The following is a 24,460-nucleotide window of genomic DNA, read 5'->3' as shown; positions in this document are numbered from 1 at the left end:
AGCCAAAAGGGTTGGAATTTTTTTCCAACCTAATTGACACTATTTGTTAAATATTATTAGACATTAAAGCGGAATTCCATGATATCGCCATCTTGAACGATATATTCTTTTCCTTCTTCACGCAAGCGCCCAGCTTCTTTTACAGCCTTTTCAGATCCATATTTCACTAGATCCTCATATGACATAGTTACTGCACGAATAAATCCTTTTTCAAAGTCTGAGTGGATAATACCAGCTGCTTGAGGAGCCTTCATACCACGTTTAAAGGTCCAAGCGCGAACTTCTTTTTCACCAGCTGTGAAGTAAGTTCCCAATCCAAGTAAGTGGTAAGCTGCACGAGTCAACTTGTCAACGCCTGACTCTGTCAAACCAAGTGCTTCAAGAAACTCTTGCTTATCTTCTTCGTCTAACTCAGAAATTTCTTCCTCAGCACGCGCAGAAATAACGACTACTTCAGCATTTTCTGTCTCTGCGAATTCACGAATTTGTTTAACATAGTCGATAGAGTCAGGTTCTGAAACAACATCCTCATCCACATTGGCAACATAGAGCACTGGTTTAGTCGTCAAAAGGAAGAGACCTTTGACAACTTTTTGTTCTTCATCTGTAAATTCAATAGTTCGAGCTGATTTTCCATCTTCTAGGACTGGTTTAATCTTTTGAAGAACATTAAACTCAGCTACTGATTCTTTATCTTTTTGCGTACGTGCCATCTTTTCTACACGCGCATAACGCTTATTAACTGATTCTAAGTCAGCAAGAATCAACTCCAGGTTAATAGTATCAATATCCGCAAGTGGATCTACAAAGGCGTCTTCACGTCCTTGCTCGCGCATCACATTTTCATCATCAAAAGCACGAACTACGTGAACAATCGCGTCTACTTCACGGATATTAGCCAAGAATTTATTCCCTAGCCCTTCTCCTTTTGAAGCTCCTTTTACAATTCCTGCGATATCTGTAAATTCAAATGTTGTTGGAACTGTCTTTTTAGGAGTGATCATTTCAGTCAATTTTTGTAGGCGTTCATCTGGAACCTCAACCATTCCAACGTTTGGATCAATCGTCGCAAATGGATAGTTTGCAGCCTCTGCTCCTGCTTTTGTAATTGCATTAAATAGTGTTGATTTACCAACGTTTGGCAAACCAACGATACCTGCTGTTAAAGCCATATTTTCTCATTCTCCGTTTTCATTTCAATCCCTAATATTATAACACAAAAAAGGAAAACTTGCTAACCCTCTAACTGAGGGGTTTCAGTCAATAATTTTATTCATTTTTCGATCAAAATCATAGCGCCCCATCATGACAACATGGTCACAATTGCTACATTTAATTTTGATATCTGCTCCTACACGTGTAATTTCCCAACGATTGGCCTTTTTACCTGTTGACTTGATGGTGCAAGCATGTGGTTTTTTCATTTCAACAAAATTTCCAACTTGATACATACTACTCTCCTTTTCTTTTTCGATTATATCATAAAAGAGGCGAGCCAGGCTCAACCTCTTTCACTTAATTTGTACGAACTGGTGTAATGAGCTGCATGAAGTCCTCATCAGTGTCTGCTGGAACAAGAGTAAATGGACGAACAGCTGAGATAAAGCTAATGGTCACCTTTTCGCTATTTAAAGCCTTAAGAGAATCAATCAAGTAAGTTGGGTTGAAACTAATAGTCAAATCTTCACCAGTCACCTGATCAGTATCGATTTCTTCGTTTACTTTACCAACTTCTGGAGAATGAACATGGGCGCTAACAATACCACCTTTAATTTCAAGCTTCACAGTACCATTTTGAGTCGCACTTGATAAAAGGCGAGCACGCTCCATTGACTGACGTAAGTTTACCACATCAAAAGTAATAGTAGTGTTAAAGTCTGTCGGAATCAAGCGATCTGTATCAGGATAGTTACCTTCTAACAAACGAGTATAGAAGCTAATATTTTCGCTTCTAAAGAGGATTTGATTGTTGGCAAAGAAAATCTCTACAGTTTCAATATCGTCTGTAAATACTGCTGAAAATTCGCGTAGAGAACGGCTAGGAATGACGACATCAAAATCATCACTATTTTTTTCAAGAGTCAATTTTTTCTGGCTTAGACGATGAGAGTCTGTTGCAACTGTTTTTAACTCTTTGTGTTGGCTCAATACAAAATGAACACCTGTTAAAATTGGACGACTTTCTTGTGTACTTGCAGCAAAAGCTGTTTCATTGATAATTTTCTTAAGTAATTTTGTTTCAAGAACCAAAGGAGTGCTTGCTGAAATTTCTTGGATTCGTGGATACTGTTCGCTATCTTTTCCTTTTAGGGTAATTTCTGATTTGCCACTAGTTAAAACAATTTGATTTTGTTCAATTTCTTTAAAATCAAGAGTCACATCAGGTAGACTAGATACCACATTGATGAAGAAAGAAGCTTCAAGAAGGATCGAACCTAAAGAAGTAATTAACAAACCAGCATCTTCATTTTTTTGAGAAATAAAATTTTCAATTGAAATTTGACCATTTGAACCAATTAAAGTAACACCTTCATTGGTTACGTCAATTTTGACGGTTGATAAAATAGGAATGGCATTTTTAGAGCTAATAGCTCTCTTAGTAGTATTTAAGGCTTGTAGAAATAAATTTTTATTAATTGAAAAATGAATCATGGATTCTCCTTTATTTATTTTTAGTATTAGAAGGATAATAGTAATAATAGAGTCTGTGAAATCTGTGGAAAACAGACTTTAAACAAGTCATATCAAGTTTTTGGGCTTGTTTAAAAAATGTGGATAAAAAAGATAATAAAGTAAAAGTTATCCACAAGTTATTTGATTTTCTTTTTGATTGATTCAATTTCTAAACGTAAATTATCGTCTTCATCAATCAAAGATTTAATTTTGGCATGGGCATGAATGACTGTTGTGTGATCTTTACCACCAAATTCCTTCCCAATTTTTGGAAGACTATTATCTGTTAATTCTCTAGATAAATACATGGCTACTTGACGGGCTAACACAATATTTTGAAGGCGTCTGCTTCCCTTCATTTCTTTGACGCTGACACCATAAAAGTTACCAACTTCATTTTGGATTTTATCAATTGGGATGACGAGCATTTGGCTAACATCTTGTTTGCGTGCCCTAATAGCCTCTGCAGCGATATCGATAGTGATATCCTTAATCTTCTTCACTCGGGCGATTAAAGTGATGTCGTTGATTGCTCCTTCAAGTTCTCGGACGTTTGAATCAAATTGACCAGCTAGGTATTCTAGGGTATCACTTTGGAAATGGTAGTCTAAATTCTCTGTTTTGCTTTGTAAAATGGCAATACGTGTCTCAAAGTCAGGTGGTGTGATATTTTGCGTCAAGCCCCAGCTAAAGCGCGTGACAAGTCTTTCTTCAAGGCCCTCTAAGTGTTTAGGGCTACGATCACTAGTCAGAACAATTTGTTTTTGATTGTTATGGAGAACATTGAAAGTATTGAAAAATTCTTCCTGAGTTGCAACTTTTTTTCCACTCAGCGATTGAATATCATCAATTAACAAGAGATCGAGGCTACGGTAGGTTTTTTTGAACTTATCCATTTCACCCAGTCTCAGATGTTCAAGAAAGTCGTTTATAAAGCTTTCAGCAGGAATGTACTTCACACGCGCATCAGGAATATTTTTCAAAATCTCATTCCCAATGGCATTGAGTAAGTGAGTCTTACCAAGCCCAGGTCCTCCATAGATAAAAAGAGGATTATAGGTCAAGGCCAAATCTTCAGAGACAGCCAGGGCGGCTGATACTGCCCAAACATTTCCATCCCCTTGGATAAAATTATCAAAGGTATACTTTTCTTTTAATCCAGTATCCGAATAAGGAATAGATGCTAACTTTGGACTATAGTCATAGAGAGTTGAATTTGGAGCTTCTTCAACTTGTGGGATAATCGTATCTTGAGGCTTGGTGAAAATATAGTGGGGGGTTATTTCAGCATCATAAATCTCAAAACCAGCTACTACAATGATATCTTTTAGTTGTTTTTCCCAGACCATTTCCATTTCAGATCGTGGTAAAAATATAGTGGCAACATTTTCTTCTACCTTAATGAGTTCAGCTTGAATAGCATAGAAATCATACATGGATCGAGTTAGTCTTTCTTGTGCAAATTCTAATATACGATTCCAAAATTGTTTTTCTTTCAATCCTTTTCTCCTCCTTTACTATTTAAAAGTTTAATGCTAGATTTATTTTACCATAGATAGCAAGAATTTTCCACAAGCTGTGAAAAATAATCCACAATGTTATCAAGTTTTATCCACAGGTTGGGGATAAAATCAGAAACTGTTGATTTATGAAGCTTTTTTTTGAAAAAAATAGTGGATAACCTTGTGAGATAAAAAAATAAAAGAACAGCCTTATTTCAGGCTGTTGATAATTCTACTGTATTCTTCTTGATTTGAAAAAGAAATAATGATTTTTCCACTGTCTTTTTTAGACAGTTTGATTTCTACATCTAATCCGAGTAGTTTTTTTAACTGTTCTTCTTCATTTTGTATGAAATGATTCGTTTTTTGAAGTTTCTTTTGTTTTTTCTCTGTCAGAAGAGCTTCTAATTTCCTTACAGAAATGTCTTCACATATAATTCGTTGAAAGAAATAGTCTTGTTGTTCCTTATTCAACCCAACGAGAGAACGCGCATGGGCTTGTGATAGTTTACCACTTTCTACTTCTGAAAGGATCTGTTCTGGCAAGGACAGCAAGCGAATGGAGTTGCTGATATAAGGACGAGACTTACCCATTTTATCTGCAATTTCAGCATGGGTAAATCCTTTCTCTACAAGAGATTCATAGGCGCGTGCTTCTTCTATTGGATTTAAATTTTCTCTTTGCAAATTTTCAATGATGGACTGGACCATCATCTCTTGATCTGAAAGCTGCTTAACAACAGCTGGGATATACCTTAGACCAGCTAAAAGTGAAGCCCGATAGCGTCTCTCTCCTGCAAGGATTTCATAACCAATAACAGGAGATTGACGAACAATAATCGGTTGAATGACCCCATTTTCTTTGATAGACTGTGCTAGTTCATGTAGTTTTTCTCCATCAAATTCTTTTCGAGGTTGATAGGGATTTTTCTGTATATCTGTGATAGAAATCATTTCAAATTTTTCCATGATTCTACACTAACACATCTTTTATCTTATGTAAAGCTTTCTTTACATAGATGTCAATTAAGATTCTAAATCACCTGAACTCTTGTCAAGTTTAATAGATGTAGTTTCTTCTTTACCGTTACGATAGTAAGTTATTTTAATGGTATCTCCGATAGAATGATTGTAAAGAGCACTTTGTAAGTCTGTTGATGAAGCAATTTCCTTGTCATCTACTTTTGTAATAACATCGTATTTTTCAAGGTGACCATTGGCAGGCATATTACTTTGCACAGAACGAACAACTACACCAGATGTTACATTGCTTGGAATATTCAGTCTTCTAATATCACTTGTATTAATATTTGAGAGATTGACCATTTGAATTCCCAAAGCTGGACGAGTAACTTTTCCGTTCTTTTCTAACTGTTCAATAATATTGATAGCATCATTTGCAGGGATTGCAAAACCAAGACCTTCTACAGATGTTCCTCCATTTGTTGCAATTTTACTTGAGGTAATTCCGATAACCTGTCCTTGAATATTGATTAGTGGGCCACCAGAGTTACCTGGGTTAATAGCAGTATCAGTTTGGATGGCTTTTGTAGAAATGGCTTGTCCATCTTCAGATTTTAAAGATACATTTCGATTAAGACTAGATACAATACCCTGAGTGACAGTATTTGCATATTCAGAACCCAATGGGCTACCAATAGCAATGGCAGTTTCTCCTACGGTTAACTTGCTAGAATCACCAAACTCAGCTACTGTTGTCACTTTTTCTGAAGAGATTTTGACGACAGCAATATCAGAGAAAGTGTCCGCTCCGACAATTTCTCCGGGTACTTTAGTTCCATCTGACAAACGAATATCTACTTTGCTGGCGCCATTTATAACGTGATTATTGGTGACGATGTAAGCTTCTTTGTCATTCTTTTTATAAATAACCCCAGATCCTTCACTAGAGATTTGCTGAGAATCTGTGTCAGTATCATCATTACCAAATACGCTATTTTGTCTGTTTGCTGAATAAGTAATAACTGAAACAACAGCATCTTTTACTTTGTTAACAGCCTGTGTTGTTGAATTTTCATTCTTATAGGCAGTCTGTGTAATAGTACTATTGTTGTTAGAGGTACTTACAGTACTTTTTTGAGTTAGTTGGTTTATTGAAAAGCTACCCAAGGCTCCACTAATAAAGCTAATGACGATAACGACTAATAATTGAAACCCTTTTTTGTAAAATGTTTTTAAATGTTTCATATTTGCCTCCATATTTTTGAATTACTGAAAGTATAAACTGACTAGCTTAATTATAACTTAAACACAAAAAGTTTTTCACAGATTGTGGATAACTTTCAAAAATCTGTGGTTTTCTCGGCTAAAATTAACCTTTTGTTTTGTGAATAAGATGTGAAAAAATAGAGAATATGTTAGAATAGAGTCATGAAAATTAAAGTTGTAACAGTTGGGAAACTGAAAGAAAAGTATTTGAAAGATGGTATTGCAGAGTATTTAAAACGAATTTCTCGATTTGCTAAGCTTGAAATGATTGAGCTAGCAGATGAAAAAACACCAGATAGGGCCAGTGAATCAGAAAATCAAAAGATTTTAGGAATAGAAGGTCAGAGAATTTTATCAAAAGTTGGTGACCGTGATTTCGTGATTGTGTTGGCTATCGAAGGGAGAACTTTCTCCTCAGAAGAATTTAGTAAGCAGCTAGAAGAAGCTTCTATAAAAGGATTTTCTACTCTTACATTTATTATTGGAGGGAGTCTGGGATTAGCACAGGATGTAAAAAAGAGAGCCAATCTCTCTGTTAGTTTTGGCCGTTTAACCTTGCCCCATCAGTTAATGAGACTAGTCCTTGTTGAACAAATCTATCGGGCTTTTACAATACAGCAGGGCTCGCCCTATCATAAATAGAAAATTGACTTTCAATTGAATTTTTGGTAGAATAGCTATATTAGGTCTCATAGCTCAGCTGGATAGAGCATTCGCCTTCTAAGCGAACGGTCGCAGGTTCGAATCCTGCTGGGATCAATATAGTAGCAAAGCTGGGAATTTTCCCGGCTTTTTTCTTAAAAAAGTACACTTGGGGAGAAAAAAATGACAGTTGAGAGAATTTTATCTAAAACGAAATTCCATTTTGTATAATAGTTTTTGTAAGTTAGCTTACAAGAAAAAAACATTTAAGGAGATTTTATTATGAAAAACACAGTTAAATTGGAACAGTTTGTAGCCTTGAAGGAAAAAGACTTGCAGGAGATTCAAGGTGGGGAAAGTAGACTTCCAAAAATCCGCTTTGATTTTATTTTCCCACGAAAAAAGTAATGAAATAAGGGGAAAGAGTAATGAATTTATTTGGAGTTGGGTTAGTTATTGTTTATTTTTTAATTATTAGTCACAGTTACCGTTTAATTTGTAAAGGTCAAATAAATAGAAAAGAACTATACGTTTTTAGTGCTTATATATTACTAACAGAAATAGTACTTGATTTTCCATCATATCTTCTACATTTAGATGACTTAGGGATTGTAAAATTTTTATTTCCTTTGGTATTATATTCCTATTTTCGATGGATTAAACAGTATGAGAGGGATAGAGGACTATTCCTAAGTTTACTACTATCTCTTTTATATGAGAGCACTCATAACTTTTTGTCCGTAACTTTATCCTCTCTAACAGGAGACAATTTTGTTTTACAATATTATGAACCATTCTTTTTCCTTGTAACGGTGTTGACTTATGTCGTTATCTTAAAAATCATTCATTATTTCCATTTGGATCTAAACTATTTTGATAAAGACTACCTCTATCCTTTCTTGACAAAAGTATTTTTTGCTTTGCTACTGCTCCATATTGTATCTTTCGTTTCAGATATGGTAAGTACGATTAAACATTTGAATAGTTTTGGAAGTATTTTATCATCTATCGTCTTTATTTCTCTCCTTTTAACCTTTTTTGCAATGAATTCACATAAAGATCAAATGGAGAAAGAGATTGCTTTGAAGCAGAAGAAATTTGAACAGAAACATTTACAAAACTACACAGATGAAATTGTCGGTTTGTATAATGAAATTCGTGGTTTTCGACATGATTATGCTGGGATGCTTGTCAGTATGCAGATGGCAATTGACAGTGGTAATTTACAGGAAATTGACAGAGTTTACAACGAAGTTTTGGTTAAAGCCAATCACAAACTGCGCTCAGATAAGTACACTTACTTTGATTTGAACAACATAGAAGATTCAGCTTTACGAAGTTTGGTTGCTCAGTCAATTGTCTATGCTCGAAATAACGGTGTAGAGTTTACACTGGAAGTAAAAGATATAATTACTAGACTACCAATAGACCTTCTGGATTTAGTTCGTATTATGAGTGTTTTATTGAACAATGCTGTCGAAGGATCGGCTGATAGTTATAAAAAGCAGATGGAAGTAGCAGTTATTAAGATGGAAACTGAAACAGTGATTGTGATTCAGAATTCATGTAAAATGACGATGACTCCTTCAGGAGATCTATTTGCTTTAGGATTCTCTACTAAGGGAAGAAATCGCGGAGTAGGATTAAATAATGTGAAAGAACTACTGGATAAGTACAACAACATTATTTTAGAAACAGAGATGGAAGGCAGTACATTTAGACAAATCATTAGATTTAAGAGGGAATTTGAATGAAAGTTTTAATTTTAGAAGATGTTATTGAACATCAAGTGAGACTAGAGAGAATATTGGATGAAATTTCGAAAGAATCGAATATTCCAATATCATACAAGACAACGGGAAAAGTTCGTGAGTTTAAGGAATATATCGAAAATGATGAAGTAAACCAGCTTTATTTTCTAGATATTGATATTCATGGAATTGAGAAAAAGGGATTTGAAGTGGCTCAGCTCATTCGTCATTACAATCCTTACGCTATTATCGTCTTTATCACCAGTCGATCAGAGTTTGCGACTCTAACCTATAAATATCAGGTATCAGCCTTAGATTTTGTTGATAAGGATATCAATGATGAGTTATTTAAGAAGAGAATTGAGCAGAATATCTTCTACACGAAGAGTATGTTACTTGAAAATGAAGATGTGGTAGATTATTTTGACTACAATTACAAGGGAAATGATTTAAAAATCCCTTACCATGACATTCTGTATATTGAAACGACAGGAGTCTCTCATAAATTGCGCATTATTGGTAAGAATTTTGCAAAAGAATTTTATGGTACCATGACAGATATTCAGGAAAAGGACAAACATACTCAGCGATTTTATTCTCCTCATAAGTCATTTTTGGTAAATATAGGCAACATCAGAGAAATTGATCGAAAAAACCTAGAAATTGTTTTCTATGAAGACCATCGTTGTCCTATTTCAAGATTAAAAATTAGAAAATTAAAAGATATTCTAGAGAAAAAAACTCAAAAGTAATTGACAATTAGCAAGAAATTGATATAATGGTTATATCTGCTACAGATAGAAGGTCCGTTGGTCAAGGGGTTAAGACACCGCCTTTTCACGGCGGTAACACGGGTTCGAATCCCGTACGGACTATTTTATCCGCCATAGCTCAGTTGGTAGTAGCGCATGACTGTTAATCATGATGTCGTAGGTTCGAGTCCTACTGGCGGAGTGTAGATAAAAAGGAACACAGCTGTGTTCCTTTTTTGTATCAATTTGTATCACCAAGCATTTTCATAAGGAAGTCTGTTATTTCTTGAGGACTTTCTTTTTTTCCATGTGCAATCCAAGTTTGGCAAACACCAAAAAGTGCGTGAGTTAGATAGATGCTACTGTATTCTAATTCAGTGGTATTGAGATTCAGTTGCATAAATCGCTTTTGTAAATCTGTACTGAGCATGATATGAAGTTTATTTCGTAAGAAATTTTGGATTTCTTTGGTCCCATTTTCAGAAAGAAGAGCAGCCAGAAGTGGTTCTGACTCTAGATATTCAAAGACTTCTAAAATAGCATTTCTTTTGTGATAAGCATGTTTTTGAAAAATATATTCAAATGTATGAAATAGCTTGCTTTGATAGTGCTCAATCATATCATACTTATCCTTATAGTGAGTATAGAAGCTGGAACGACTAATTCCGGCTTTTTCTGCTAACTTGACAGTAGAAATTTGATCAAATGGCTGTTCCATCAGTAGTTGTACCATAGCATTTTCAATAGTTCGCTTTGTTTTTAAGCGTTTGTTACTTTCTTGCATATTTCCTCCTTGTAAACAAATTAGACCATCTGTCTAAAAATGGATTTTTTATCTTGTAATTTAGATTTTTTAATGTATAATCTATTATATCAAAATTTTAGACAATATGTTTAAAAAAGGAGAAGATATGTTTAAAGAATGGAAAGCAATTTTTAAAAAACCAACTTTTATTATTGTCATGATAGGGATTTCTCTTATTCCAGCTCTGTACAATATCATATTTTTGTCATCAATGTGGGATCCATATGGGCAATTGTCTGACTTACCTGTGGCAGTTGTCAATCATGATAAAGAGGCTTCCTATAACGGTAATACCATGGCAATAGGAAAAGACATGGTGTCCAATTTAAAAGAAAATAAAACCTTAGATTTTCATTTCGTAGATGAAGAGGAAGGTAAGAAGGGATTGGAAGATGGCGATTACTATATGGTAGTGACTTTACCAAGTGATTTATCTGAAAAAGCAGCTTCGATTTTAACGGATCATCCAGAGCAAATGAAAATCGATTATCAGACTTCAAGTGGTCATAGTTTTATTGCTAGCAAGATGAGCGATTCTGCGATGACACAATTGAAGCAGAATGTTTCTACCAATGTAACCGAGACCTATACTAAAGCTTTATTTGATAAGATGGTCGAATTAAAGGATGGTATGAGTAAAGCAGCTTCTGGAAGTGAAAAACTAACTGATGGAGCAGATCAGTTAGTGGCAGGAAGTCAAACATTAACTACTAACCTACACTCTTTAGCAGATTCAAGTTTAACATTTTCAAATGGAACGGAGCAGTTTACTAAAGGATTATCCTCTTATGTCTCTGGTGTTGGACAACTTCATCTTGGCTTAGGGAATTTTAATAGTGGTTTAGTTACATATACTGGTGCAGTGAGTCAATTAGATAGTGGGTTAGGTCAATTATCTTCTAAAAGTCCTGAATTAGTAGGAGGAATCAATCAACTATATACTGGTGTAGAGTCCTATACTAGCAGTGTTTCTCAGCTCAATGCTGGTCTTAATCAATTTTCATCTGGTGTTAGTGCCTATACAAACGGAGTGGGAAGTCTTGCAACAGGTGCTAATCAGTTATCCAATCAATCAGCTACACTTCGAATGGGTGTGGAGCAATTAAGTGAAGGAATTCAACAGCTTTCTAGCAAGTTAGATGCTTCGTCTGAGCAAAAAGATCAAATTGCTCAATTATCTTCTGGTTTGAATCAGTTAAATCAAGCTATTCAAAATATTGATGTTGGAGATACAAAACACTTAGATTCTGTTTTATCAAGTATAGTATCTCTTTCTAATCAAATGTTAGCAAGTGCTCAGTCTGATAAAGCGACTACATTAGCAAATATTCAATCGACAGCAGCTTATCAATCATTGACAAGTGAGCAACAAGCTGAGATAAGCGCTTCTGTATCTCAAAATTCGACTGATAGTATTCAATCGGCTCAGTCAATAATAGCTTTAGTACAAGGTTTACAGGGAAGTTTGGAAAACTTACAAAATCAATCTTCAAATCTTTCGACATTAAAAAATCAAGCTAATCAAGTATTACCGCTTGCTTCTACTTCTTTGACAGGATTGTCAAGTGGATTAACAGAAATACAGGGAGCAGTGACGAGTAAATTAGTTCCTGCTAGTCAGTCGATTACATCGGGGGTAAATGCATATACTGCAGGTGTTGATAAAGTTTCTCAAGGCGCAAGTAAACTAAGTGAAAAGAATTCCACCTTGACAGGTAGTTTGGATCAACTAGTTTCAGGCTCAACTACCTTGACACAAAAATCGTTTAACTTGACAGCAGGAGTTGGTCAATTAGTTGAAAAAACTCCAGAATTAGTGTCTGGTATTGAAAAATTATCAAATAGCTCTAACCAATTGAATCAAAAGAGTCAAGAATTAATGGCAGGAGTTGATAAATTACAATCAGGATCTGGTCAATTAGCAGACAAATCCAGTCAGTTACTTTCAGGTGCTTCTCAATTAGAAAGTGGAGCTAATAAATTGGCAGATGGAGCTGGGAAACTAGCAGAAGGTGGAACAAAGTTAACTTCTGGATTGGAAGGTTTACAGACAGGAGTTGCTTCTTTAGGACAAGGATTAGGTAATGCTAGTGATCAACTCAAATCAGCATCTACGGAATCTCAAAATGCAGAGATTTTGTCAAATCCACTCAATCTTTCAAAAACAGACAATGACCAAGTTCCTGTAAATGGAATCGCAATGGCTCCTTATATGATATCAGTTGCTCTCTTTGTTGCAGCAATATCAACGAATATGATCTTTGCGAAGTTACCTTCAGGACGTCATCCAGAGAGTCGTTGGGCTTGGTTGAAATCTCGAGCTGAAATAAATGGTATTATAGCTGTTTTAGCAGGGATTTTGGTATATGGAGGAGTTCATCTTATTGGTTTAACTGCAAATCATGAGATGAGAACATTTATTCTCATTATCCTAACAAGTTTAGTATTCATGTCCATGGTGACCGCTTTAACAACATGGAATAGCCGTATAGGAGCTTTCTTTTCTCTTATTTTGCTTTTATTACAGTTAGCATCAAGTGCAGGTACTTACCCACTTGCCTTGACAAATGATTTCTTTAGAGCTATTAATCCCTGGTTACCAATGAGTTATTCAGTTTCGGGATTACGACAAACAATCTCTATGACAGGAAATATTCATCATCAAGTCGTTTTTCTTGCCGTGATACTAGCTCTATTTATTGGTTTAGGTATGCTAGCCTATCAACCTAAGAAAATGGAAGAAGATTAAAAAAATCGACCGATTAATTGGTCGATTTTTTATGCCTTAGATGACTTTCGTCTGTGATTATAGGTTCCAAATAGTAAGAGAGAAGTAAAGGAACAAATTGCTCCAGTAATAAAACCATTGGGAATGAAGGAGAGTGTAATAGTTCCTTTCCCCTTGGGAACATCAACTTTCATAAATCCAGTTTGAGCTTGTTTAATTTCTATTTTCTTACCATCTTGGTAGGCAGACCAACCTTTGTCATAAGGAATGGTGAAGAAAATAGATGTATCTTGTTGGACATCATATGTAGCAAAAACCTTGTTTTTAGAAGTTGATACTGTTACAGGTTGTTCTTTGATTTTTTGAATAGCCTCAGTTAAAGTTTGGGTATCTAAACGATAGAAGGTAGGAGATTCAAATGATACTTGTGAATTTCCAGGGAAACTAACATTGATATTGAAAGTTTTTTTCTCTTTTGTATATCCTAGATTAAAGAAGGAGAAGACATTATCAGTTGTAAAAGTTTTCTTTTTCCCATTGACAAGTATGTCAACCTTTTTTTGTTTGTCATTAGAAAAGTGAAGGTTTGTGAAAGAAAGATAAACTTGGCTGTTTTCTGGCACTTCAATTTGATACTGTATTGATGCATCCTCATTTGAAGAGCTTGTGACACTAATCAAATCATTAGTATTTTCAGTTTTTTCATAAAGGATTGGAGAAAAATAATCAAAATCGACGTTAGCAAGTTGATTTAAAAACGAGGCCTGATTATCCAAAGTGTGTTCATTGAACTTGACATCATTGTAAACAGATTGACTAGCAAATGCAATCGGAAGAGAGAATTGATTTTCATATAGGGTAAGATTATCTTGTTGATAGATATCTTTAAAACCATACTTATCAATAGGACTTTCTGAGATATTGTACTGGATTCCAAATAAACTATCAACCAAAATACTATTATTGGCATAGCGGAGATTGAGATTAGTCCCAGAGGATTTAAAACCAAGTTTATCCAAAGTAGAGCTTGCTGAACGATTTCGAACAGATGAAAATTGAGAGATTCCATTGTAGTTGAATTTCATACTGTCATTTCCTGTCTGAGTTTCTAGTTTCTCAGTACGAGTAAATTGGTTTCCAATATATGTTGAGAAAGAGTCCATAGCTGGGATATCTCTACTATATGCACTTCGAGAAGCAAAGCCCCATTCTTTAGTAATTCCGTCCATTTGAGATGAAGCATTTAAACTCATTTCAACCATTATAAATAAAGAGATTAGAATGGTAAACAGATTCACAGATGTAAATTTTTTGATAACTGCAAGGAGTAAAAGCGAATAGACAACCAAAAATTCAAGAGTAAGCAGAATATTCAAATCTGTTAAAAAAGAATAATGTGATTTTAGATAGATGGTAGCTAAAAATCCTGTTACTATAAGAGAAAGCGAAACTAAAAAATTCCAGATTTTAATTTCTTTCAGACGATTTAAGACTTCCGCTGCTGTGTAAATTAACAAGGTAGAGAAAATCCAAGCATAGCGATGTAAAAACATGTTTGGAGTATGCATGCCTTGCCAAAATAAATCAAGAGCTTCTATATAAAAGCTTGCAATTAGAAATGCAAAGAAGATTGCATAGATAAGTTTCACGTGAAATTTAATGGATGTCAGTGTAAAAAATAAAATGGTCAAAATAAAGGGAAGTAGTCCAACAAAAATCATTGGGATAGCCCCATACTTTGTTGTATCAAAGGAACCGATGAATTGCTTAGCAAAGAGATCAAGATACCAGCTACTTTCAGTTTGAAACTTTGTAACTTCAGTTAATTTTTCTCCATGTTTCTGTAAATCAAACAGAGTAGGAAGAGTCAGAATCAAACTAGCCATACCAGCTAAAAAGGAGGTCACGACAAAATCAAGAACCGATGATTTTCGGGTTTTAAAGTCCCACGAAATTTGACAGAGATACCAGAAAATAAGAAACAATGCTGTCATATAGCCAAAATAATAGTTTTGGATAAATAAGATTGACAGACTTGTAAAGTACAATAGGAATTTCTTTTCAGTTATCAGTAGATGTAAACCAGTTATAATTAAAGGAATCAAGATAAAAACATCTAGCCAGGTTTTTATCTCTAATTGACTGACAGTGAAACTCATCAGAGCATAGGAAGTAGATAAAGCTAGTTTTAAAGGCTTAGGAATCGATTGAAATAATTTATTTAAACTAAAGTAAGTTGACAGTCCAATCAATCCAAATTTTAAGAGAGTTGTCAGATAGACAGCATCTGGCATATTAGTTAGATCAAAAAAGTAAACTAGTGGTGAAAGGAAACTACCCAAGTAATAACTAGATAGGGCATAGAAATTCAATCCGAGGCCACTTGTAAAGGTGTAGAACAAACTACCATTTCCGTGTAGGATATTTCTTAGAGCTATATCAAAAATAACGTATTGATGAAACCCATCTCCTAATAGTGGAGATGTATCGCTATTCCAGTAGATACCTTGAGATAGATATACTCCTATCATAATAATTATGGGAATGATGGAAGAAACAAAATAGGTCCAATATGTTTTAAAAAATAATTTCATGTTACCTCATAAAATGTTAGAAAACTCAGCTGGTTAACCCAACTGAGTTTTGAAGTTTTATTTAGTCTTTCCAAAGTTCTTTAACTTTTGCTTGTACTTCTGCATTCTCTAGGAATTCATCATAGGTTTCATCGATACGGTCAATGACGCCATTTTTAGACAAGACAATGATATGGTTAGCTAGAGTTTGAATAAACTCGTGGTCATGGCTGGCAAAGATGATTGATTCTTTAAAGTTTTTCAATCCATCATTCAAGCTTGAAATAGATTCCAAGTCCAAGTGATTCGTTGGATCATCAAGTACAAGGACATTTGATTTCAAGAGCATGAGTTTTGAAAGCATAACACGCACTTTTTCTCCCCCTGACAAGACATTTACAGGTTTGTTAACTTCATCTCCAGAGAAGAGCATACGGCCGAGGAAGCCACGTAGGAAAGTATTGTCATCTTCTTCTTTACTTGCGAATTGACGCAACCAGTCAAGGATTGACTCTCCTCCTGCAAAATCTGCCGAGTTATCTTTTGGCAAGTAAGAACGGCTAGTAGTTACTCCCCACTTGACAGTTCCTTCGTAGTCAATGTCCCCCATGATTGCACGAATTAATGCAGTCGTTTGGATGTCATTTTGTCCAATAAGCGCTGTCTTATCACCTGGACGCAAGATAAAGCTGATATTATCTAAAATAGTCTCACCATCAATCTTTACAGTTAGATTTTCTACTGTCAAGAGATCATTACCGATTTCACGTTCCGCTTTAAAGTTAATAAATGGATATTTACGACTAGATGGTACAATTTCTTCAAGTTCAATCTTATCAAGCATTTTCTTACGTGATGTTGCTTGCCTTGATTTAGAAGCGTTAGCAGAGAAACGAGCAACGAATTCTTGCAATTGTTTAATTTTTTCTTCTGCTTTAGCATTACGGTCTGCTAGCAATTTAGCAGCGAGTTCAGAAGATTCCTTCCAGAAGTCGTAGTTTCCGACATAGAGTTTGATTTTTCCGAAGTCAAGGTCGGCCATGTGAGTACATACTTTGTTTAAGAAGTGACGGTCGTGGGATACTACGATAACAGTGTTATCAAAATCAATCAAGAAGTCTTCTAGCCATGTAATTGATTGGATATCCAAACCATTGGTCGGCTCGTCCAAAAGAAGAACATCTGGTTTACCAAAAAGTGCTTTGGCGAGGAGAACCTTTACTTTTTCACCGTTGGCCAATTCGCTCATATTTTGATAGTGCAATTCTTCTGGGATATTTAGGTTTTGAAGGAGTTGAGAGGCTTCACTTTCTGCTTCCCATCCTCCAAGCTCGGCAAACTCTCCTTCAAGTTCGGCAGCACGCACTCCATCTTCGTCTGAGAAATCTTCCTTCATGTAGATGGCATCTTTCTCTTTCATGATTCTATAAAGTTTTTCATTTCCCATGATAACAACATCAATGGCACGTTCATCTTCATAGTCAAAGTGATTTTGACGAAGAACAGAGAGACGTTCATCTGGACCAAGAGAGATGTGACCAGTAGTAGGTTCGATATCTCCAGCTAAAATTTTTAAAAAGGTTGATTTTCCGGCACCATTAGCACCGATCAATCCGTAAGTATTTCCTTCTGTAAATTTGATATTGACATCATCAAAAAGTTTGCGATCACTAAAACGTAGTGAAACATCAGATACTGTAAGCAATGTTTTTCTCCTATATATGTAATATATTTATTCTACTAGAAAATACGGAAATATTCAAATTTTTATCTGTCAATTTTGTGTAAATTAAATTTACAGCATACTTTACACAAATCCGTAAATAGCAAGGCTGATTTATTTTGATAAATTACGGTTATTTCATTAAAAAAATGCTATAATTGAAGGGACTATATCGAAGGAGAACAAAATGACTAAACCCATTATTTTAACAGGAGACCGTCCAACAGGAAAATTGCATATTGGACATTATGTTGGAAGTCTCAAAAATCGAGTATTATTACAGGAAGAGGATAAGTATGATATGTTTGTGTTCTTGGCTGACCAACAAGCTTTGACAGATCATGCTAAAGACCCTCAAACTATTGTAGAGTCTATCGGAAATGTAGCTTTGGATTACCTTGCAGTTGGATTGGATCCAAGTAAATCAACTATCTTTATTCAAAGCCAAATTCCAGAATTAGCTGAGTTGTCTATGTATTATATGAATTTAGTGTCATTAGCACGTTTGGAGCGCAATCCAACTGTCAAGACAGAAATTGCTCAGAAGGGATTTGGAGAAAGCATTCCGACAGGATTTTTGGTTTATCCAATTGCACAAGCAGCTGACATCACAGCCTTTAAGGCCAACTATGTTCCTGTTGGGACAGATCAGAAACCAATGATTGAGCAGACTCGTGAAATTGTTCGTTCTTTTAACAATGCATATAACTGTGATGTCTTGGTAGAACCGGAAGGTATTTATCCAGAAAATGAGAGAGCAGGGCGTTTGCCTGGTTTAGATGGAAATGCTAAAATGTCTAAATCACTCAATAATGGTATTTATTTAGCTGATGATGCGGATACTTTGCGTAAAAAAGTGATGAGTATGTATACAGATCCAGATCATATCCGCGTTGAGGATCCAGGTAAAATTGAAGGAAATATGGTTTTCCATTATCTAGATGTTTTTGGTCGTCCAGAAGATGCTCAAGAAATTGCTGACATGAAAGAACATTATCAACGAGGTGGTCTTGGTGATGTGAAGACCAAGCGTTATCTACTTGAAATATTAGAACGTGAACTGGGTCCTATTCGTGAGCGCCGTATTGAATTTGCTAAGGATATGGGAGAAGTTTATAATATGCTTCAAAAAGGTAGTGAAAGAGCGCGTGAAGTTGCGGGTCAAACCCTATCTGAGGTTAAAGGAGCAATGGGACTTCATTACTTTAACTAAGTTTATTTTACAAGAAACTATCATTTCTATCTCAAAGAAAAGATAGTTTTTTATTTACCCCTGTAATATTTGACAAATTTTTATAGAATGGTATGATAGATACAATATAAAAAGAGTCAAGCTCAAAAAGAAAGAAAAGAGGAAACTTCGAATGTCTAATTGGGACACTAAATTTTTGAAAAAAGGTTTTACCTTTGATGATGTATTGCTTATTCCAGCTGAAAGTCATGTGTTGCCTAACGATGCAGATTTAACAACTAAATTGGCAGATAATTTGACTTTAAATATCCCAATTATTACCGCTGCCATGGACACAGTTACAGAGAGTCAAATGGCCATTGCTATTGCTCGTGCAGGCGGTCTCGGAGTTATCCATAAAAACATGTCAATTGCTCAACAAGCAGACGAGGTTCGCAAGGTAAAACGTTCTGAAAATGGAGTTATTATTGATCCGTTCTTCTTGACGCCTGAACATACAATTGCTGAAGCAGATGAGCTTATGGGTCGTTACCGCATCAGTGGTGTTCCAGTTGTTGAAACACTTGAAAATCGTAAATTAGTTGGTATTTTGACAAACCGAGATCTTCGTTTTATTTCAGATTACAATCAACCAATTTCAAACCATATGACCAGTGAAAATCTTGTGACTGCTCCTGTGGGTACAGATCTTGCAACGGCTGAAAGCATTCTTCAAGAACACCGCATTGAAAAACTTCCATTGGTAGATGAAGAAGGTCGTCTTTCTGGTTTGATTACTATTAAAGATATTGAAAAAGTTATTGAGTTTCCAAATGCGGCTAAAGATGAATTTGGTCGTCTTCTAGTTGCAGGTGCAGTAGGTGTTACTTCAGATACATTTGAACGTGCAGAGGCTCTTTTTGAGGCAGGAGCGGATGCGATTGTTATTGATACTGCGCATGGTCATTCTGCAGGTGTCTTGCGTAAAATTGCTGAGATTCGTGCTCACTTCCCAGATCGTACTTTGATTGCTGGAAATATTGCAACAGCTGAGGGTGCCCGTGCTCTTTATGAAGCGGGTGTAGACGTTGTCAAGGTTGGTATTGGACCAGGTTCTATCTGTACTACTCGTGTGATTGCAGGTGTTGGTGTTCCGCAAGTAACAGCTATCTACGATGCTGCAGCTGTTGCGCGTGAATATGGTAAGACTATCATTGCTGACGGTGGAATCAAGTATTCTGGAGATATTGTAAAAGCACTTGCGGCTGGTGGAAATGCTGTTATGCTTGGATCTATGTTTGCTGGAACTGATGAAGCTCCAGGCGAAACTGAAATCTTCCAAGGACGTAAATTCAAAACTTACCGTGGTATGGGATCAATCGCTGCTATGAAGAAAGGTTCAAGCGATCGTTACTTCCAAGGCTCTGTCAACGAAGCAAACAAACTCGTTCCCGAAGGAATTGAAGGTCGTGTTGCTTATAAAGGAGCGGCAGCTGATATTGTCTTCCAAATGATTGGAGGTATTCGCTCTGGTATGGGTTACTGTGGTGCAGCTAACCTTAAAGAGCTACACGATAATGCTCAATTTATTGAAATGTCTGGTGCTGGTTTGAAGGAAAGCCACCCTCACGATGTACAAATTACTAATGAGGCACCAAATTATTCTATGTAAAAAAACAATGAAAAGAACTCCAGTAAAAACAGGAGTTCTTTTACAATGTTGTCAATTGTAATTTACAGAAACTTTACCATCCTGAATAGTGAAGATACTTAGATTTTCTGGCAAATTTTGAAGATGATCTAAGCTTGTTGTTGTTATAAAGGTTTGGATTGACTGAGAAATCGTTTCTAATAATTTTAACTGTCTAGTGTTGTCAAGTTCACTCATAACATCGTCAAGCAATAATATCGGAGATTCTGTAGTAATACTTTCCATTAATTCGATTTCTGCTAATTTTATCGAGAGGACGAGACTACGATGTTGGCCTTGACTTCCGAAACTAGCATCCATCCCATTTATATAAAAAGAAATGTCATCTCGATGAGGCCCAACATCAGTATTCTTTTTAAATAAATCTCTGGACCTACTTTTTTCTAAAGCAATTTTGAAAGATTCTGATAAGTCTTCTTTTTCAGTTGACTTTACAGAAGATTGATAGGATATTGACAACTCTTCAATCTGATTAGAAAGTTCAAAATGTTTCTTACGGCCAAAATGCTCTAGTTTTTTTATAAAATCTAAGCGGTGATTCATTACACGACATCCATAATCGACTAGCTGATCATCTAGTACTGAAAGGAAGGTTTCATCTATTTTTTGAGCTGATTTTAAATAGGTATTTCTTTGCTTAAGAATATGGTTATAATTGGTTAAATCTGATAAATAGATTGGCTTAATTTGCCCAAGCTCCATATCAATGAATTTTCGTCGAACCGAAGGTGCTCCTTTAATTAGTTGTAAATCTTCAGGAGCAAATAAGACAACATTCATGTGTCCTACGTAATCTGAAAGTCGTGCCTGTTTTAAATGATTAACTTTTGTCACACGGCCTTTTTGTGTTAGTTCGATTTCTAGAGGAATGGATCCAGTTTTTTTCTGAACGAGACCTGAAAGATGAAGTTGTTCTTCATCAAAATGAATTAGATTTTTATCTGTTCGAGTTCGATGACTGCGTGTTAAGGCTAAAAAATAGATAGCCTCTAACATATTTGTTTTACCTTGTGCATTGCGTCCTAAAAAGACATTTAATTTAGGATTAAAGTCTATTTTCGTCTCTTTGTAGTTACGAAAAGTTTTGAGAGATAGGTGTTGTAGCCACATGATTATCTACCAGGGAATCGTGGAGCTTGTTTGCTTTTTGGTGATGAAGTAGGTTTAGAGTCGTCTTTTTTTACTCCCTTATTCATCTCCTTGACAAGTTTAGCGATTCGTTCTTTTTCAACTTTATCATCTTGGTATTTATCCTGTTCTTCAGAAGTAGGTTGTGTCAACAAGATATCAATATTCAGGTCAGGGATGTCAATTTTATCACCAATACGAAGTTTTTTACCACGACGATTTTCTAATTCCCCATTAAAGTAAACAGAATGTTCAGAGAGAAATGATTTAATAGCTCCTCCGCTATGTGTAATTCCAAGTTCTTTGAGTAGTGCTTGGAGGGTAATAAATTCTTCAAATAATTTGTATTCCATAATTCACCTCAATCTTTGGTATTATACCATATTTTCCTAAAAATAGTGAGAGAAATAGGGAGAAATGTAAGCGATTTTTATTTCAAAACTGTTACAGAGAACAAGAAAATTTCAGTTTTTCGTGATATAATAGAAGTCTGTATATAAGGAGGTAAATCATGGAGTTAGTGCATGGAATTTCAACACATTTTATCCAATCAAAAAAGTTTAAAACGAACAAAATCGCCGTGCGTTTTACCACTCCATTATCCCTCGATACGATTGCAGGTCGCATGTTGAGTGCGAGTATGCTAGAGACTGCTAATCAGATGTATCCCACTTCTCAAGATTTGAGAATACATTTAGCCAGTCTATACGGTACAGATATGTCAACCAATTGTTTCAGAAGAGGGCAAAGTCATATTGTAGAATTGACATTTACCTATGTTCGTGATGAGTTTTTAAGTAGGAAAAATGTGCTAACTTCTCAGGTTTTGGAACTAGTAAAAGAAACTCTTTTTTCCCCCGTAGTAGTTGATAATGGGTTTGATCCGGCCTTATTTGAAATTGAGAAAAAACAATTGCTAGCAAGTTTAGCAGCTGATATGGATGATTCTTTTTATTTTGCACATAAAGAATTAGATAAATTATTTTTTCATGATGAACGTCTCCAATTGGAATACAGTGATTTACGAAATCGTATTTTAGCTGAAACTCCACAAAGTTCTTATTCTTGTTTCCAAGAATTTTTGGCTAATGATCGAATAGATTTCTTTTTCCTAGGTGATTTTAATGAGGTTGAAATTCAAAATGTATTAGAATCATTTGGCTTCAAAGGTCGAGAAGGAGATGTAAAAGTTCAGTATTGTCAACCATATTCTAATATCCTTCAGGAAGGTATGGTTCGGAAAAATGTGGGACAATCCATTTTGGAATTGGGTTATCATTGCCCTTCTGAATATGGTGATGAGAAACATTTACCCATGATTGTAATGAATGGTTTACTTGGTGGATTTGCTCATTCTAAGCTCTTTACAAACGTCCGTGAAAATGCTGGATTGGCTTATACTATTTCAAGTCAGCTTGATTTATTTAGTGGATTCTTGAGGATGTATGCTGGTATCGATCGAGAAAATCGGAACCAGGCTCGTAAAATGATGAATAATCAACTGCTTGATTTAAAAAAAGGTTATTTTACAGAACTTGAGCTAGAGCAGACCAAGGAAATGATTCGTCGATCTTTGTTGCTTTCTCAAGATAATCAAGGTTCATTGATTGAACGTGCTTATCAAAATGCCTTACTTGGAAAATCTTCAGCAGACTTTAAAAGTTGGATTGCAAAACTCGAGCAAGTTGATAAAGATGCTATTTGTAGAGCAGCTAATAATGTGAAACTACAAGCGATTTACTTTATGGAAGGAATAGAATGACAAAGGTTATTTTTGAAGAAAAATACTATCCAGCTGTAAAAGAAATGGTTTATCGAACTCGTTTGGCAAACGGATTGACAGTTGCTCTTTTGCCTAAAAAGGAATTTAAAGAGGTTTACGGGAGTGTAACTGTCCAGTTTGGTTCGCTAGATACGCTTGTCACAGAAGTTGACGGAGATGTAAAAGAATATCCTGCGGGAATTGCTCATTTTCTTGAACATAAATTATTTGAGAGAGAAGATTCTAGCGATTTGATGTCAGCTTTTACGAGTCTAGGTGCGGATAGCAATGCCTTTACAAGTTTTACAAAAACAAACTATCTTTTTTCAGCAACGGATCATTTTTTAGAAAATTTAGACTTACTTGATGAATTGGTAACATCAGTCCATTTTACTGAAGATTCCATTTTAAGAGAGCAGGATATTATTCAGCAAGAACGAGAAATGTATCAAGATGATCCAGATTCGTGTTTATTCTTTTCAACTTTAGCGAATTTGTATCCTGGCACACCTTTAGCAACTGATATAGTTGGAAGTGAGGAGTCAATTTCCCAAATCAATCTAACTAATTTGCAAGAAAATTTTACAAGGTTTTACAAACCTGTAAACATGTCTCTGTTTTTAGTTGGTAATTTTGATGTGGATCAAGTACAGGACTATTTTGAAAGCAAAGAACTGAAAGATTTAGATGTTCAGGAAGTAGCAAGAGAAAAGTTTGTTTTAAAAGATGTAAAGCAAACAGACAGTATGAGAATGGAAGTGTCTTCTCCTAAACTAGCGATTGGGATTAGAGGTAGGAGAAAAGTTGCTGAGGATGATTGCTATCGACATCATATTTTATTAAAATTATTATTTGCAATGATGTTTGGTTGGACTTCGGATCGTTTTCAAAAACTATATGAATCAGGTAAAATAGATGCTTCCTTATCTCTTGAAGTTGAAGTTACAAGTCGCTTTCATTTTGTTATGTTGACAATGGATACAAAAGAGCCAGTTGCTTTATCTCATCAGTTTAGGAAGGCCATTCGTAATTTTACAAAGGATTTAGATATTACAGAGGATCATTTAGATATTATCAAAAGAGAGATGTTTGGAGAATTTTTCAGTAGCATGAACTCTCTTGAATTTATTGCAACGCAATATGATGCTTTTGGAAAAGGTGAGACAATCTTTGATTTGCCGAAAATTTTACAGGAAATTACTTTAGAGGATGTCCTTGAAGCAGGGCATCACTTAATAGATGAAGGGGATATAGTTGATTTTACAATATTCCCATCATAGTAACTAATCATAATAGACACTAGAAAGAAG

The 24,460-nt window shown here is 35.3% G+C and carries 20 protein-coding genes and 3 tRNA genes; 12 read left to right on the top strand and 11 right to left on the bottom strand.

Annotated elements, in window-relative coordinates:
* Positions 1–56: 56 nt before the first annotated feature.
* From ychF to htrA, 6 genes are all read right to left on the bottom strand, one after another.
* Complete coding sequence (gene ychF, locus TZ91_RS09775; RefSeq protein WP_033687631.1) at positions 57–1,172, bottom strand: redox-regulated ATPase YchF; 1,116 nt, start codon at positions 1,170–1,172, stop codon at positions 57–59.
* 84 nt (positions 1,173–1,256) lie between these two features.
* The gene (locus tag TZ91_RS09770) at positions 1,257–1,451 is read right to left on the bottom strand and encodes a DUF951 domain-containing protein (protein WP_000285186.1); all 195 of its coding nucleotides are present in this window, start codon (positions 1,449–1,451) and stop codon (positions 1,257–1,259) included.
* A 64-nt stretch (positions 1,452–1,515) separates the two neighbouring features.
* On the bottom strand, positions 1,516–2,652 hold the full coding sequence (gene dnaN, locus TZ91_RS09765) for a DNA polymerase III subunit beta (RefSeq protein WP_000581174.1): 1,137 nt from the start codon (positions 2,650–2,652) through the stop codon (positions 1,516–1,518).
* A gap of 158 nt (positions 2,653–2,810) precedes the next feature.
* Positions 2,811–4,172, bottom strand: coding sequence for a chromosomal replication initiator protein DnaA (gene dnaA, locus TZ91_RS09760; protein WP_033687629.1), 1,362 nt, complete (start codon positions 4,170–4,172; stop codon positions 2,811–2,813).
* Between the two features lie 213 nt (positions 4,173–4,385).
* Complete coding sequence (locus tag TZ91_RS09755; protein WP_033687628.1) at positions 4,386–5,144, bottom strand: ParB/RepB/Spo0J family partition protein; 759 nt, start codon at positions 5,142–5,144, stop codon at positions 4,386–4,388.
* A gap of 57 nt (positions 5,145–5,201) precedes the next feature.
* The gene (htrA, locus tag TZ91_RS09750) at positions 5,202–6,383 is read right to left on the bottom strand and encodes a serine protease HtrA (protein ID WP_033687626.1); all 1,182 of its coding nucleotides are present in this window, start codon (positions 6,381–6,383) and stop codon (positions 5,202–5,204) included.
* A 183-nt stretch (positions 6,384–6,566) separates the two neighbouring features.
* On the opposite strand from htrA, the gene rlmH reads away from it, so the two are divergent.
* From rlmH to TZ91_RS09715, 7 genes are all read left to right on the top strand, one after another.
* The gene (gene rlmH / locus TZ91_RS09745) at positions 6,567–7,046 is read left to right on the top strand and encodes a 23S rRNA (pseudouridine(1915)-N(3))-methyltransferase RlmH (RefSeq protein ID WP_000695928.1); all 480 of its coding nucleotides are present in this window, start codon (positions 6,567–6,569) and stop codon (positions 7,044–7,046) included.
* A gap of 43 nt (positions 7,047–7,089) precedes the next feature.
* Positions 7,090–7,163: transfer RNA gene (locus tag TZ91_RS09740), tRNA-Arg, on the top strand.
* A 165-nt stretch (positions 7,164–7,328) separates the two neighbouring features.
* The gene (gene comC, locus TZ91_RS09735; protein ID WP_000799685.1) at positions 7,329–7,454 is read left to right on the top strand and encodes a competence-stimulating peptide ComC; all 126 of its coding nucleotides are present in this window, start codon (positions 7,329–7,331) and stop codon (positions 7,452–7,454) included.
* 20 nt (positions 7,455–7,474) lie between these two features.
* A complete protein-coding gene (gene comD / locus TZ91_RS09730; protein WP_001048129.1) occupies positions 7,475–8,800 on the top strand; it encodes a competence system sensor histidine kinase ComD in 1,326 nt (441 codons plus the stop codon).
* The gene (gene comE, locus TZ91_RS09725) at positions 8,797–9,549 is read left to right on the top strand and encodes a competence system response regulator transcription factor ComE (RefSeq protein WP_033687624.1); all 753 of its coding nucleotides are present in this window, start codon (positions 8,797–8,799) and stop codon (positions 9,547–9,549) included. Before comD ends, comE begins: the two co-directional genes overlap by 4 nt.
* A gap of 51 nt (positions 9,550–9,600) precedes the next feature.
* Positions 9,601–9,672, top strand: a tRNA-Glu gene (locus TZ91_RS09720).
* 5 nt (positions 9,673–9,677) lie between these two features.
* Positions 9,678–9,751 (top strand) — tRNA-Asn (locus tag TZ91_RS09715).
* Between the two features lie 39 nt (positions 9,752–9,790).
* Here TZ91_RS09715 and TZ91_RS09710 read toward each other — a convergent pair.
* The gene (locus tag TZ91_RS09710; RefSeq protein WP_033687622.1) at positions 9,791–10,333 is read right to left on the bottom strand and encodes a TetR/AcrR family transcriptional regulator; all 543 of its coding nucleotides are present in this window, start codon (positions 10,331–10,333) and stop codon (positions 9,791–9,793) included.
* Positions 10,334–10,460: 127 nt separating this feature from the next.
* Here TZ91_RS09710 and TZ91_RS09705 point away from each other — a divergent pair, with 127 nt between their 5' ends.
* Positions 10,461–13,103: a YhgE/Pip domain-containing protein gene (locus TZ91_RS09705; RefSeq protein ID WP_033687621.1), complete on the top strand. Its 2,643-nt coding sequence runs from the start codon at positions 10,461–10,463 to the stop codon at positions 13,101–13,103.
* 29 nt (positions 13,104–13,132) lie between these two features.
* On the opposite strand, the gene TZ91_RS09700 is transcribed toward TZ91_RS09705, so the two are convergent.
* Positions 13,133–15,676: a YfhO family protein gene (locus tag TZ91_RS09700; RefSeq protein WP_033687619.1), complete on the bottom strand. Its 2,544-nt coding sequence runs from the start codon at positions 15,674–15,676 to the stop codon at positions 13,133–13,135.
* A 61-nt stretch (positions 15,677–15,737) separates the two neighbouring features.
* The gene (locus TZ91_RS09695) at positions 15,738–17,360 is read right to left on the bottom strand and encodes an ATP-binding cassette domain-containing protein (RefSeq protein WP_045597631.1); all 1,623 of its coding nucleotides are present in this window, start codon (positions 17,358–17,360) and stop codon (positions 15,738–15,740) included.
* A 205-nt stretch (positions 17,361–17,565) separates the two neighbouring features.
* On the opposite strand from TZ91_RS09695, the gene trpS reads away from it, so the two are divergent.
* Together trpS and guaB are read left to right on the top strand one after the other, a co-directional pair.
* Positions 17,566–18,591 (top strand): tryptophan--tRNA ligase, encoded by a 1,026-nt coding sequence (gene trpS, locus TZ91_RS09690; protein ID WP_000165457.1) that lies wholly within the window; start codon positions 17,566–17,568, stop codon positions 18,589–18,591.
* Positions 18,592–18,742: 151 nt separating this feature from the next.
* Positions 18,743–20,221, top strand: a complete 1,479-nt coding sequence (gene guaB / locus TZ91_RS09685; protein ID WP_000073418.1) for an IMP dehydrogenase — start codon at positions 18,743–18,745, stop codon at positions 20,219–20,221.
* Between the two features lie 51 nt (positions 20,222–20,272).
* On the opposite strand, the gene recF is transcribed toward guaB, so the two are convergent.
* Both recF and yaaA read right to left on the bottom strand, forming a co-directional pair.
* The gene (gene recF / locus TZ91_RS09680; RefSeq protein ID WP_033687618.1) at positions 20,273–21,370 is read right to left on the bottom strand and encodes a DNA replication/repair protein RecF; all 1,098 of its coding nucleotides are present in this window, start codon (positions 21,368–21,370) and stop codon (positions 20,273–20,275) included.
* 2 nt (positions 21,371–21,372) lie between these two features.
* A complete protein-coding gene (gene yaaA, locus TZ91_RS09675) occupies positions 21,373–21,741 on the bottom strand; it encodes a S4 domain-containing protein YaaA (protein WP_033687616.1) in 369 nt (122 codons plus the stop codon).
* A gap of 158 nt (positions 21,742–21,899) precedes the next feature.
* On the opposite strand from yaaA, the gene yfmF reads away from it, so the two are divergent.
* Complete coding sequence (gene yfmF / locus TZ91_RS09670; RefSeq protein ID WP_033687615.1) at positions 21,900–23,150, top strand: EF-P 5-aminopentanol modification-associated protein YfmF; 1,251 nt, start codon at positions 21,900–21,902, stop codon at positions 23,148–23,150.
* Positions 23,147–24,430: an EF-P 5-aminopentanol modification-associated protein YfmH gene (gene yfmH, locus TZ91_RS09665; RefSeq protein ID WP_033687612.1), complete on the top strand. Its 1,284-nt coding sequence runs from the start codon at positions 23,147–23,149 to the stop codon at positions 24,428–24,430. Before yfmF ends, yfmH begins: the two co-directional genes overlap by 4 nt.
* Positions 24,431–24,460: the final 30 nt, after the last annotated feature.

The organism is Streptococcus mitis (assembly GCF_000960025.1).
GTDB lineage: Bacteria > Bacillota > Bacilli > Lactobacillales > Streptococcaceae > Streptococcus > Streptococcus mitis_DH.
This window is presented reverse-complemented; position numbering and strand designations above follow the sequence as displayed.